11 protein-coding genes, 2 pseudogenes and 1 riboswitch are annotated in these 11,753 nt (G+C 57.3%); of the genes and pseudogenes, 6 read left to right on the top strand and 7 right to left on the bottom strand.

Translation table 11 applies throughout. From position 1 onward, the window contains the following. Positions 1–22 precede the first annotated feature (22 nt). The 3 genes from AABE10_RS32395 to AABE10_RS32385 are packed head-to-tail and all read right to left on the bottom strand — an operon-like array spanning position 23 to position 3,193. A complete protein-coding gene (locus tag AABE10_RS32395; protein WP_342937185.1) occupies positions 23–829 on the bottom strand; it encodes an ABC transporter permease in 807 nt (268 codons plus the stop codon). Further along, entirely contained in the window at positions 826–2,088 is a 1,263-nt protein-coding gene (locus AABE10_RS32390) for an ABC transporter permease (protein ID WP_342937184.1), read from the bottom strand. The genes AABE10_RS32395 and AABE10_RS32390 overlap by 4 nt, the downstream gene beginning before the upstream one ends. Positions 2,089–2,101: 13 nt before the next feature. Beyond that, positions 2,102–3,193: an ABC transporter ATP-binding protein gene (locus AABE10_RS32385; RefSeq protein ID WP_342937183.1), complete on the bottom strand. Its 1,092-nt coding sequence runs from the start codon at positions 3,191–3,193 to the stop codon at positions 2,102–2,104. A gap of 334 nt (positions 3,194–3,527) precedes the next feature. Here AABE10_RS32385 and AABE10_RS32380 point away from each other — a divergent pair, with 334 nt between their 5' ends. From AABE10_RS32380 to AABE10_RS32360, 5 genes are all read left to right on the top strand, one after another. Next, complete coding sequence (locus AABE10_RS32380; RefSeq protein ID WP_342937182.1) at positions 3,528–4,349, top strand: IclR family transcriptional regulator; 822 nt, start codon at positions 3,528–3,530, stop codon at positions 4,347–4,349. Positions 4,350–4,767: 418 nt separating this feature from the next. Further along, a complete protein-coding gene (locus tag AABE10_RS32375; RefSeq protein WP_342937181.1) occupies positions 4,768–5,847 on the top strand; it encodes a polyamine ABC transporter substrate-binding protein in 1,080 nt (359 codons plus the stop codon). Between the two features lie 71 nt (positions 5,848–5,918). Next, positions 5,919–6,013, top strand: a riboswitch (glycine riboswitch). 135 nt (positions 6,014–6,148) lie between these two features. Then, positions 6,149–7,405, top strand: coding sequence for a D-amino acid dehydrogenase (locus AABE10_RS32370; RefSeq protein ID WP_342937180.1), 1,257 nt, complete (start codon positions 6,149–6,151; stop codon positions 7,403–7,405). A gap of 140 nt (positions 7,406–7,545) precedes the next feature. After that, positions 7,546–8,037 carry a cupin domain-containing protein gene (locus AABE10_RS32365; RefSeq protein WP_342937251.1) on the top strand — a complete coding sequence of 164 codons (492 nt, stop codon included), beginning with the start codon at positions 7,546–7,548 and terminating at the stop codon, positions 8,035–8,037. A gap of 43 nt (positions 8,038–8,080) precedes the next feature. Further along, positions 8,081–9,061: a LysR family transcriptional regulator gene (locus AABE10_RS32360; RefSeq protein ID WP_342937179.1), complete on the top strand. Its 981-nt coding sequence runs from the start codon at positions 8,081–8,083 to the stop codon at positions 9,059–9,061. A gap of 602 nt (positions 9,062–9,663) precedes the next feature. Here the strand turns inward: AABE10_RS32360 and AABE10_RS32355 are convergent. The 3 genes from AABE10_RS32355 to AABE10_RS32345 form a co-directional block, all read right to left on the bottom strand. After that, positions 9,664–9,834: a hypothetical protein gene (locus AABE10_RS32355; RefSeq protein ID WP_342937178.1), complete on the bottom strand. Its 171-nt coding sequence runs from the start codon at positions 9,832–9,834 to the stop codon at positions 9,664–9,666. A 226-nt stretch (positions 9,835–10,060) separates the two neighbouring features. After that, entirely contained in the window at positions 10,061–10,450 is a 390-nt protein-coding gene (locus tag AABE10_RS32350) for a type II toxin-antitoxin system VapC family toxin (protein ID WP_342937177.1), read from the bottom strand. Beyond that, positions 10,447–10,698: a type II toxin-antitoxin system Phd/YefM family antitoxin gene (locus AABE10_RS32345; protein ID WP_342937250.1), complete on the bottom strand. Its 252-nt coding sequence runs from the start codon at positions 10,696–10,698 to the stop codon at positions 10,447–10,449. The genes AABE10_RS32350 and AABE10_RS32345 overlap by 4 nt, the downstream gene beginning before the upstream one ends. Positions 10,699–10,946: 248 nt before the next feature. On the opposite strand from AABE10_RS32345, the pseudogene AABE10_RS32340 reads away from it, so the two are divergent. Next, a pseudogene (locus tag AABE10_RS32340) lies at positions 10,947–11,087 on the top strand (IS110 family transposase); the annotation flags it as partial. A gap of 39 nt (positions 11,088–11,126) precedes the next feature. On the opposite strand, the pseudogene AABE10_RS32335 reads toward AABE10_RS32340, so the two are convergent. Then, positions 11,127–11,663: pseudogene (locus AABE10_RS32335) on the bottom strand (IS110 family transposase); the annotation flags it as partial. Positions 11,664–11,753 lie beyond the last annotated feature (90 nt).

The raw sequence follows: 11,753 nt of genomic DNA, 5'->3' as shown, positions 1-11,753 counted from the left end.
TACCTGGTTCTCCACTCAATTATCAAGCGTTGCTGAACTTCGATGACCATGCCCGGAGGTACTCGACAGTCAGCAGCATGCATATCGAAACCATTGTGAGAATTACCGCTGCTGCGAGGATTGTCGGGCTTAATTCTTCGCGGATTCCGCTCCACATGACCAATGGGATCGTCCGCTGGTCGACGCCGGCAATGAAGAGCGCCATAACAACCTCGTCCAGTGACGTAGCAAATGCGAAGATGGCACCCGACGCTACGCCCGGCGCAATGAGCGGCAAGGTCACACGAAAGAACGTTTCGACCGGCGACGCTGAGAGGCTCAATGAAGCCTTTACGAGGTCGTAGTCGAAGCGGGCCAACGCGGCGCTGACCGTAATCACCACGAGTGGAACTGCAACAATTGTGTGAGCGATCACAAGACCCGGAATGCTCTGTGTGAGGCCCCAGCGCGAGAAAAGAAAATAGATGCCGGCCGCTGTGACAATAACCGGCACGATCATCGGCGAGAGAATCAGCGCCAGCAGAACCTTCTTGAACGGTGTGTCGCGCCGACTGAGGCCAATTGCCGCCACCGTTCCGAGCGTCGTCGCAACGAGTGTCGTCAGTGAGCCGACGATCATGGAGTTGACGATCGCGTCACGCCAGACTTCGGAGCCGAAGAAACTTGCGTACCAGCGCAGAGAAAAGGCGTCGCGATGAAGCGCTAGCATCCCTGGGGTGAACGTAAGGTATCGTTGCGCATTGAATGAGAGTGGGACGCATATGAGAATTGGCGCCATCATGAAGAAGAACACGGAACCGCAGATGAAGTAGTACGTTTTCCGGATCATTTTGGTGCTCCCACAAGTTCAGCGCTGGCGAGCGTTCTGAACATCCAGAAGATGTCCGCAACCAGCACCAGAAGGCCGACTGATAGCGCTGCAGCTAACCCCCAGTTCAACGACGATTGCATGTGGTAGGCAATCAGGTTCCCGACCATCTGTCCTTGACTCCCACCGACAAGGGCGGGCGTGATATAAAAACCAAGGGCAGAAATGAAAACCATCATCGCTCCAGCGGCAATCCCTGGGACGACCTGAGGTATGTAGACGGAAAAGAATGCCTTGACGGGTCCGGCACCGAGAGAGCACGCGGCCCGCACATAGTCCTTCGAAACTCCTTTCATTACGCTGTACAGCGGCAGAATCATGAACGGCAACAGGATGTGTGTCATCGCGACAATCGAGGCGAAGCGCGTGTAGGCCAGCTGGGGTCGGGCGTTATCTGAAAACACGTGTAACCAAACAAGCAGGTCCACGAGCGGACCGTTGGTCTGCAGTATGACAAGCCACCCTGAGGTGCGAACCAGCAATGACGTCCAGAAGGGAAGCAGCACAAGCATCATCAACACGGTGGCTGTGCTTCGGCGCGCGGTGGCGAGCAGATGCGCCACCGGAAATCCGAGTAGCAGGCATGCGAGTGTCGCGCTTACGGAAATCACGAGCGTGTTGATGAAAACGGCGACGTACAGTCGCTGATCCGCGGGCTGCAAAGCGACGCCCCCGGTCGCGGTCTGGCGCAAGTCCACCGCCGAGAGTAGATTTTGCGCAGTGATTTTTCCGGACGAATGCTTGATTACACCCCAAGGCTCAGCTGTCCCCCAGCGCGGGTCGATAGCGACAAATCTGCTTTTCCAGCTTCCCTGGGTAACATCGCTTCCCTCGAGTTGGCGTACTGTCTTGCGCAGCAGGCCCTCGAACCCCGTGTACCGATAGCTCAATTCCCGAACGACTGGCCCCAGCTCGTCACGGTCGTCAAGCGCCGTCAGGTCCTTTCCCAGCGCTCGATACGCAGCTTCAGGCGGCTCGCCTTCTCCGCTCCAGTTGCTCAGTTCCGTGTGAACCTGAGCGAGCGGCACCGCCACAGCACTTGTGTCAACCGAACGGTACAACATCTGGACGATCGGGAACAGGAAGAAGGCGACGAGGAACGCGACGAGCGGCAGTATCAGCGTCAGCGCGCGGACCTGGGCGCGCAACTTCACGTGCCGATACTGTCGGTCGGTGGGCAAGGGGGCGGCCGCAGGCGGGACGTATGCGGTATTTGACATGTTCATTCTCACCTCACGGAGCTGATCGGAAAGCGATACAGTCTTCTGACCGGAAGCCAACGGTCACCATGTCGCCAATCTGCACACGTTCGCAGTCGCGATTGTTTGCAAGCTTCGCGATCAATCCGTCACCCTCCTCGCGTGCTAGACGCACCCGGATGTGGTCGCCCTGATAGGTTCGGTCTGTGACACGGCAGTTGAAGCGGTTGTTCAGGGAGTCTGCTTCCGCGCCGAGGACAATGCGTTCTGGGCGGATAGACAGCTTTAGCGAATCACCGATTGCGGCGGCAGTACCGACGCCAGTCGCTGTGAGCTTGCCCATTCCCGGGCTGTCTACTACCCAGTTTTCCGAACGGATTTCGGACAGCCGTCCGCAGAGCTGATTGTTCTCACCAATGAACGAAGCCACGAATGAATTGCCTGGCTGCTCATACAGGGCGACCGGAGAGGCAAGTTGTTGCACGATGCCCTCATTGAAGATCGCAATGCGGTCAGACATGGTCAGTGCTTCGCCCTGATCGTGAGTGACATAGACAATCGTAATGCCGAGGCGTGCATGCAGTTGTTTGATCTCGTACTGCATGTGCTCTCGCAATTGCTTGTCGAGAGCGCCAAGCGGCTCATCCATCAGGACGATGCGTGGCTCGAAGACGATTGCGCGGGCAAGGGCGACGCGCTGTCGCTGGCCGCCCGACAACTGGGCCGGAAGCCGATCACCAAGCCCCTTCAGTTTCACCATATCGAGCGCGGCACCCACTCGTTCAGCGACCTGGGCGCTAGGTACCCGCCGAACCTTCAGCGGATACGCAACGTTATCGGCCACCGATAGATGCGGAAATAGCGCGTAGCTCTGGAACACCATTCCGATGTTTCGCTTGTGAGGCGCGACGCTGGTGATTGCGACGCCGTCCAAGAATATCGAGCCGCTGCTGGGAGTCTCGAACCCGGCAAGCATCATCAGCGTCGTGGTCTTCCCGGAACCCGAAGGTCCAAGGAGCGTGAGGAACTCGCCTCGATGGATGCTCAGGTTGAGTCCGGCAACGACGGGTGTATGTCCGTCGTAGCTCTTGCGGACGTCCCGGAATTCGACTATCGCGTCTTTCATTTCGTGCTCCTGCGGGAACTGGCGGTGGGCTTCAATATTTCTAAAATTAAACTGGAATTCCGTTTTTTAGTCAACGAGAACAAAAGTAGGTGTTTGTACTCAGCTTGGTTTCGAAAAATCTCCCAGGGACCCGGGATCGATTCACTTTCCGACGATCGCAGGCGCGCGCCGAGATAGAGCTTTGCCGCCTGGCGGCCCCGGAGCGCAGCAGAGAAGCTGATTTAGGTTTCTTGGCAATCACCCGCAGCGCGCGACCCGGGGCAGCAAGGGGCTTGACATTGCGTTTTTCGACGTATGATTACGGAATCCGTGCATCCGCAAGGCGTAAATCAAAATGTCCGATTCCGATATCGATAAAAGCGACAGAATTCCGCGGCTCGAAAGGGTTGCGATGATTCTCGAAGCGATCAACAGGTCAGACCAAGGGCTAACCCTGGTCGAAATTTCGTCGCAGACTGAGATGCCGATGCCGTCAGCGCATCGGCTAGTGAACAACATGCTCGATGCCGGCTTTCTCGTTGGGAAGCGTGGGAGGTCGCGCTACCGGATCGGGCCGCGACTTATCCGCATATTTCAAAGTTCGCTGAGCCTCGAGACGCTTCAGGCTCTGGCCGAGCCCACCCTGCAACGGCTTGCTGACAGGTTTGGTCAGGTGGCGTATCTGGTGAGACTGGTCCAGGACTCCATTCAGCTTGCTGTCACGGTGCTGCCATCCTCGCCCAGCCGCAACCTGATCTATCCGGGCAATGTGTTTCCGCTCAATGCCACCGCCTCAGCAAAAGCGCTGCTTGCGTTCCAGTCCGAGGCGGTGATCGACCAGCAGCTGGTGGGGCCGCTCGAGAAATATCGCCCTAACACGATCGTTGATCCCGACAAACTCAAAGCGAAGCTGGCGGATGTACGGGAGCAGGGCTACGCGATCAGCGATGATGAATTCGATCCGGGTGTTTATTCGATTTGCTGTCCGGTGCTGATCGGGTCTGCGGGCGCGCTATACGGCGTCGGTATCGTGGCCCTCAAGGAAAGACTGCTGATGAGCTTTGATACAGAGACCGTCGTACAGAGCCTGAAAGAGGCTGCTGGCGAGCTACGCACGACTTTGCAATCGACGGGTCTACATGCCGTAAGTGACGTTGAGAGCGAAGTTGATGCTTGAGAGTCAGGCTTCGGATGCCCCGTGATTTACGGGGGCAGATCGCTGCGAAAGCGTAGGCGATGCCCCCGATCCGACGACATTGCCGTCCCGCCCGTTCCCTGCTGTCCTTACCCCAATCGAATGCAGTTGCGGTTTCCGTCCGCTCGCTCGGAGTGAACCTCAACTGCCTCTCACGCCTGCACGACGCACCGCGGTTCGGCCCGATTTCGAGAATCGAGAGCATAGCGATGCTAGGTTCCTAAATCGGTGATGTCAGCCCTCCTTTTAGCGTGACATTGCGAAATCGCATAGGTAAATTCCATTATTGTATTCAAACTTCCGTTTTCCGATACTTTGGATACGGCGGAGCTATGAGGCGCCATCGTTTGCAACGTTCGTATTGACTCGATGCAGTTTCTTCATTTGAAAAGGTGATGCAATGAACGCAATGAGAAGGATGGTGATCGCGAGTGCCGCCTTGCTTATCTCGATGTCTTCGATGGCTCAGGGCGGCAAGGAAATAACGGTTGCATCCTGGGGGGGAAGCTACACGGAAGCCCAGAAAAAAGCTCTGTTCGACCCCTTTACGAAGGCGACCGGGATCGCCGTCAAGATCATTGAATATAACGGTGGCCTGAGTGAGATCCGCGCGCAGCAACAGGCGGGGAAGGTGGTCTGGGATGTAGTCGTCTCTGACATTTTCGACGAGCGTCGGGCGTGTGAAGATGGACTGCTGACCAGATTCAACGCATCAACGCTCCCCGCTAATGCAGATGGCACTGCGGGTGTTTCCGATTTCGTACCAGGCACAACGTCCAAATGCAGCCTCGGGTCGATCTCGTGGGCACGTGCCATTGCCTACGATGCGAACGCGCCGAAGCAGCCAAAGACTATCAAGGATTTCTTTGATACAAAAAACTTCCCGGGAAAGCGCGGGTTGCAGAAGTCACCCGTCGCGACGTTAGAGTGGGCACTGGTCGCCGACGGAGTTCCACGAAAGGACGTCTATACCGTGTTATCGACGCCGGCTGGTGTTGACCGCGCCTTTCGCAAGCTCGATACCATCAAGGAAGATATCGTGTGGTGGGAAGCTGGCGCCCAGCCGCCACAATTGCTCGCGTCACATGAAGTCGTTATGACGTCTGCTTACGCGGGCCGGATTTTCGTCGCTCGAATGGAAGGCGCACCGTTCCGGATCATGTGGGACAGTGATGTCTGGTCAACGGATTTCTTCATGATTCCAAAAGGCGCTCCACATACGCAAGAAGCCCTTGAGTTCGTGAAGTTTGCGAGCAACCCTGACCGTCAGGCAGCTCTGTCGACCCTGACATCGAATGGACCGACGCGACGCTCGGCAATCGTGCTCGTCGGTAACTATCCCGGCACCACGGAAAGCGTTGCGCCGCACATGCCCACCTACCCAGCCAATATCAAAGACTCGATTCAGGCAGGCGCAGATTTCTGGGCGGAGAATCAGGACGCACTGAAGTTGCGCTTCACGCAGTGGCTTTTGCAGTAGCAGGTTAGATAGGGTAGGCGGCAGTTGCTCGCCGCCTATGCCGACATTGAAGTAAGCTTCAAGTGTGCAGGAAACGCGCTGCAGGAGAGACCGCAGTCACAAAGGCTGCGGCGCCGACGGAGCAACCGCCCCGGAAACTCTCAGGCAAAAGGACTGTAGCGCGTTCAAAACTCTGGAGAGAGGCATGAATGCATGCCCACCGAAGGGGACGGCGAGTTGTTCCGCCTAAGCTCTCAGGTACCGTGACAGATGGGGTATGCGCTGAAGGACCGGCGAGATCTATCTTTTCACGGACTCAAACATGCCCCATATCATTGTTATCGGCGCCGGCATCACCGGCGTTACGACTGCATACACGCTCTCCGAACTCGGGTATCAGGTAACTGTCATTGACCGACACCTCTATCCAGCGATGGAGACATCGTTCGCCAATGGCGGGCAACTTTCGGCGTGTAACGCCGAAGTCTGGAACAATACCGGAACGATCCTGAAGGGGCTGCGATGGATGCTCAAGCAAGACGCTCCGGTCCTTTTCAATCCAAAGCCGTCATGGCACAAATACTCATGGGTTGGTGAGTTCATCTCCAATATCGCGCACTACCGCGATAACACAATAGAGACGGTAAGGCTGGCGATCGAGGCACGGAACCATCTTTTCGCGATCGCCGAGCGCGAGCAGATTGATTTCGACCTGCAAAGGCGAGGCATTCTGCACTTCTACCACGACAGGAAATCGTATGACGCCGCGACTCGAACCAATGAACTTTTGGTGTCGGGCGGTCTTGAGCGGTTTGCCGTAACCCCGGAAGAAATCAAACAGATCGAACCGACGCTGCGAGGCCAATACTACGGGGGATATTTCACTCCATCTGACTCGACGGGGGACATCCACCGGTTCACCCGGGGTCTGGCATCTGCTTGCGAAAGGCGCGGCGTACGATTTCGGCAGGGCGTAACCGTTGAGAATGCCGAGTGCCTGCAACGCGGTGTTCGATTTCTGCTTTCGAACGACCGAGCGGATCAGGAAGTGCCAGCGCAGAAGCGTCTCGAAGACGTGGCCGCCGATGCTGTCGTGGTCTGTGCGGGCGTTGGGAGTCGGAGAATCGCGAGTTTGCTCGGCGATCGCCTGAACGTCTATCCGGTAAAAGGCTATTCGATCACTGTTCACCTTGAGGACGAGGGCAGTGTAGCGCAGGCCCCATGGGTCAGCCTCCTTGACGAGAGCGCGAAAATCGTTACAAGCCGCCTTGGTGCGGAGCGACTTCGGATCGCTGGCACGGCAGAGTTCAACGGACGTAACCGCGACATCCGAATGGATCGCATTGATCCGCTGGTTCGTTGGGTCAATCAGAATTTCACGGTCAATACTTCACGTGTGATCCCGTGGTCGGGACTTCGACCAATGATGCCTAACATGATGCCCCGCGTAATGAAGGGCAGGGCACCACGTGTTTTTTATAACACGGGTCACGGTCATCTTGGTTGGACCTTGTCAGGAGCTACGGCAGCGGCGGTGGGCAAAGTCGTGTGGGAGCACTTACCGACGGACGTGAACTGAACTCCCGCGGTGGGAGTCCTTTACTGACGACGGTCCTTGCGTTGATGGCAGTACAGCCGGATGTGGTTTCCAAAGATTTCGGACCAGTGGACATCAACGCTGACGCCAACGATACACGTCAGAAATGCGGAAGACAAAGCATGTTCGAATCCCCGCGTGAATTGTTGAAAGCGGCTCATATCGACGCATTAGAGCCGCAGCGCTCTGTTCATCCGTTGAACGACAGAGCAATACGGCTTAAAAGGCCCCTCAGCGAACTGACCGGCCTGACCCAGTTCGGATTCCACCTTGTAACGATTCAGCCAGGATGTGAGTCCACGGAATATCACCGGCATCTCTACGAGGAAGAATGCATCTACGTCCTGTCGGGTACCGGTGAGGCGATCATCGATGAGCGGGCATACGAGATTGGCGCAGGAGATGTCATGGGTTTCGCACGAGGAGGCGCCGCCCACACCGTGTTCAACACCGGACATATTCCGCTTGAGCTTATCGTCGCGGGTCAGAGACTGGAGCATGACGTTTGCGACTACCCGCAACAGGGCAAGTGTCAATACGTCGCCGGAGCGACCTCGGTGCTGGTGGACCTTCCAAAACAGGCAATGAATCCGGGCTCCGAACGGACGACCTGAGTGGGACAGGAAAATCAAACCTCGTGAACATGGCTATGCGAATATGAACGTATCGTTGCAGCAACTGAAGGTGTTCGCCGCTGTCGCGCGTCAACGTAGCTTCACCCGTGCAGCACGTGAGTTCGATCTCACGCAGTCGGCCGTAAGCCGATGCATACGTGAGCTTGAGGACACGATCGATTTGCGCCTTTTCTATCGGACGACGCGCCAGGTCGAATTGACGCCCGTTGGTGCCCGGCTTGAGCAGCGCGTCGGCCGGCTGATTGAGGAAATCGAACTGACCTTCCGCGAGGAGCGCGCGGCGCACAACAGGCGCACGGGAACGGTCCTGATCGCGTGCGATCCGATAACGTCGTCGGGGTGGTTGCCCGAACGGCTCGCGGGCGGCGCCGCACATTTTCCCGACCTGACCATAGTCGCAAAGGAGCAGCCTCAACACGCCGTACTCACCGCCGTTGAGCAAGGCGAAGTGGACTTTGGCGTGCTGTCTGACACGAAGTTCGGCCGCGAGACGGATGCTTTCGACATGCATCCGCTCACGTCGACGCCGCTGTGCGCGGTGCTGCCGCACGCGCATCCGCTTGCTTCCGGCGCGGCGCTGCACTGGGAAGCGCTGCGTAACGCAAACACGGCTTCGCGACTCGTCACACTCAACGCGGAAGCGGGCATGCGCGATGTGATGGAGCGCGCGTTCGGCGAACACCGGATCGATGCAACTCGCGCCAATGAATGCGGCCACCTCACTGTCGCACTGCGCATGGTAGAACTGGGTATCGGCGTTGGTGTGCTTCCAGTTTCCTCCTATCCCGACGTGCTGCCGGCTTCTCTCGTCGCACGTCCGCTCTTTCCTGACGTGTCCATGACAACTGTGCTCGTGCGGCGTAGCAAGCGCGCGTTGAGTGCGAATGTGGAAGTCGTGTGGAAGTTGTTCGTTAGCACTGAGTTCCCTACCCATGTTGGTACATCGCGCAATAGAGGCGCGATAGCGACGAATCAAGCGGTAGATGCAGTAACAAAGATCTGATTCCGGGCCGAAGCGCTGAACGAGGACTAGGCTGATGCCTTCTGATTGAATAGGCAGATCACAAACGATGCAAAACCATCTTGAGGCGAGACGACGATGAACAGCAAAGAGAAGGAAACGCGACAAAACTGCGGTAACGACCAAGGTTTGGCGGACGCCGGAAGAATTATGGCCAGAGAGGCCGGGCGAATCTCGACTCGCCCGGTACACAACTGGGCTTGGACGACGATGCATAGTCACTACGACTGGTTGGATTCGCACTCGCCATTCAATCTTCTGGACCAGTAAGACGGCCGAGCACCGCGCCGACGGAGACTGCAACCTGATCGCGCGCTTTTGGAGCTGCCACGCGATCAGAAATTCGTTCCGATGCCGCATCATGCATGCGGCCGATGAACGATCAACGAGGAAGGAATGATGCTCAGCGGGAAGTCTCTGCGCGTTCTGGTAGGCGAGTGGATCGGAGCCGGGCAGATATTGAAACTGACGCGGCCACCGAGATCGCGCAATATGCCTTGGCGAGTGGTTAGGGTTGAGATCACAAGGCCAACCGAAACAATCGCTGTCGCCTTCTTTCGACACGGCCGCGGTTCGTGGTGTGTCTATCCGCCGCCGAGACGTATGCCGTCGATGCGCTTGACGTAGTTGTAACGCTGGCGCGTTTGTATCACCGCTCCAGCAAGCGTGGCTGCCTTGGCATCATCGAACATGAGCGTGAAACCGATTGTGATGTATCGCTGCGAGTTTGGCGCCCGCGCTGGCATCTCCTCCACGTGGGCGTCCTTTTTATTATCGCCTTGGTCCGATATTCGAGGGTTCGATTCGTACCCCTACGTATTTGACATAACCTTGTTTAGCGAATTTCGGTTTGGATTACTGACGAAAACGTAGCGGGGCGGGGCTGGCTTCAATGATCCCTTCGACGCTTCGATGCACGTCGATCACGTTACGCGCGCGGAAGTCGTCCGGATTGCTCGTGAGCCGCGTGCCGCACCGCGCTCAGACATACCGCACGGGTGCGAAGTCATAGCGCTTGATCTGGTCGTCGTGCGTGAGAAGCACAATACCCTCAGAGATCGCCTGGCCCACCAGCAGCCGGTCAAACGGATCCCGGTGCAGTGCGGGGAGGGTGGCGACTTCAAACGCGTGATGCGATTCGATCGAGAGCTCCTCGTAGCCGGCGTCGATGAGGCTGCGGCGAAGCACCCGGGCATCAACCTGGAAGTCTTCGCGCCCGAGCGAAGATTTGATGACTATCTCCCACATGCTCGCCACACTGAAATACAGCTGGTTGTCTTCGTCTTCGATAACCGCTCGTGCTTCATCGGGCAACGCCGGATGGTCCGCAGCAACCCAGAGCAGCAAGTGCGTATCGAGCAGCAGCTTCATCGGTCTTTTCCTTCGAACATGTCGGCGACGCTCTCGGCACCCATCGTGTCGAAATCATCCGGGACGCTGATCTGCCCTTTGAGGAAGCCGATGCGCCGCACTGGCTTTTCGGGCGCCGCGTCAAGCCGCACGACTTTCACCAGTGGCTTGCCAGCCTTCGCGATCACGAACGGCTCACCACCGTTCACGATGTCTTCGATCAGCCGCGACAGGTTCGTCTTGGCTTCGTGGATGTTGTAGATGTGCATGGCCATTTGAACTTAGTTCAGTGGACTTAGTTTATACCCTCAGCCGTTCCGATGCAAGGCGACTGACCCAGCATCACTCGCGACAATCACAGCGATTGGACATAATAATGATTATCAACTTTTATGTTGTAGGTCCTAAATAGATGGAATGGTCGCCTCCCGCCTTAACGGGCCGCTCAGCGCCGCAGGCCCGTGGGCTGACCGTGCCACATTGCTGGTTCGGCAGTCTTGCCGTCAAGGAGAACCAGATGGAACCCACGACCATTGCCATCGACCTGGCCAAGCGCGTTTTCCAGATTCACTATGTCGAACCTGAAACTGGCTCGATTCACAGCAAGGTTCTGAAACGTGCGCAACTCGTACCGTTCTTCGCCAACCGGCCCGTGACCTGTGCAACCGTGAATGTGATTACTGGCCTTGAAAGGTGATCAATGTGCGTGGGCTGCCTCATACGTTCGGCCGTACGCCAGCAGCGCCCAGATTGTTCGCGCCATCTTGTTGGCGAGTGCAACAGCAACGACGTTCGTTGGACGTCGGGACAGCATCTGGCGCAAACGCTCCGGCAAATGTCTGGCGCTCACGATGACCGATCGCGCGCCGTGGATCAGCAGCGTTCGCAGATACACGTCACCGCGTTTGCTGATCCCACCGAGCTTGATCTTGCCTCCAGAGCCGTTCTGTCGTGGCACGAGACCCAGATAGGCGGCGAATTCCCGTCCGGAGCGAAATGTCTTTGCCTGCCCGATGACCGATACCGCAGCGGTTGCCGTGAGCACGCCCACACCGGGAATCTCCGAGATGCGTTTGCATGCATCGTCATTACGGCGCCAACCGAGAATGCGCTGTTCGATCCGCGCGATCTCTTCGTCGAGTGCACAAAGCCTCGAGAACTGATCCTGCAGGCTGTCTGCAAGCATGGCTGGCAACTGGTGTCGATGGCGGTCAGGAACCGCGCAAATCCGGCGACACACAGTTGACGTGACGTGATAAAGGCGGTAACTGCAAGTTGCGGGGAAGGTCCTGACGCTGTGCGCGTCGGAAGGAGCCCGTAGGGC

It is taken from the genome of Paraburkholderia diazotrophica (genome assembly GCF_038900755.1).
GTDB classification, from domain to species: domain Bacteria; phylum Pseudomonadota; class Gammaproteobacteria; order Burkholderiales; family Burkholderiaceae; genus Paraburkholderia; species Paraburkholderia diazotrophica_A.
The sequence above is the reverse complement of the archived record's forward strand: the minus strand, read 5'-3'. Positions and strand labels throughout refer to the sequence as shown.

What these genes read in the sequence shown, in the direction of transcription:
- AABE10_RS32395 (WP_342937185.1), bottom strand. Translation starts at nt 829, where the DNA reads ATGATCCGGAAAACGTACTACTTCATCTGCGGTTCCGTGTTCTTCTTC.
- AABE10_RS32390 (WP_342937184.1), bottom strand. Translation starts at nt 2,088, where the DNA reads ATGTCAAATACCGCATACGTCCCGCCTGCGGCCGCCCCCTTGCCCACC.
- AABE10_RS32385 (WP_342937183.1), bottom strand. Translation starts at nt 3,193, where the DNA reads ATGAAAGACGCGATAGTCGAATTCCGGGACGTCCGCAAGAGCTACGAC.
- AABE10_RS32380 (WP_342937182.1), top strand. Translation starts at nt 3,528, where the DNA reads ATGTCCGATTCCGATATCGATAAAAGCGACAGAATTCCGCGGCTCGAA.
- AABE10_RS32375 (WP_342937181.1), top strand. Translation starts at nt 4,768, where the DNA reads ATGAACGCAATGAGAAGGATGGTGATCGCGAGTGCCGCCTTGCTTATC.
- AABE10_RS32370 (WP_342937180.1), top strand. Translation starts at nt 6,149, where the DNA reads ATGCCCCATATCATTGTTATCGGCGCCGGCATCACCGGCGTTACGACT.
- AABE10_RS32365 (WP_342937251.1), top strand. Translation starts at nt 7,546, where the DNA reads ATGTTCGAATCCCCGCGTGAATTGTTGAAAGCGGCTCATATCGACGCA.
- AABE10_RS32360 (WP_342937179.1), top strand. Translation starts at nt 8,081, where the DNA reads ATGAACGTATCGTTGCAGCAACTGAAGGTGTTCGCCGCTGTCGCGCGT.
- AABE10_RS32350 (WP_342937177.1), bottom strand. Translation starts at nt 10,450, where the DNA reads ATGAAGCTGCTGCTCGATACGCACTTGCTGCTCTGGGTTGCTGCGGAC.
- AABE10_RS32345 (WP_342937250.1), bottom strand. Translation starts at nt 10,698, where the DNA reads ATGCACATCTACAACATCCACGAAGCCAAGACGAACCTGTCGCGGCTG.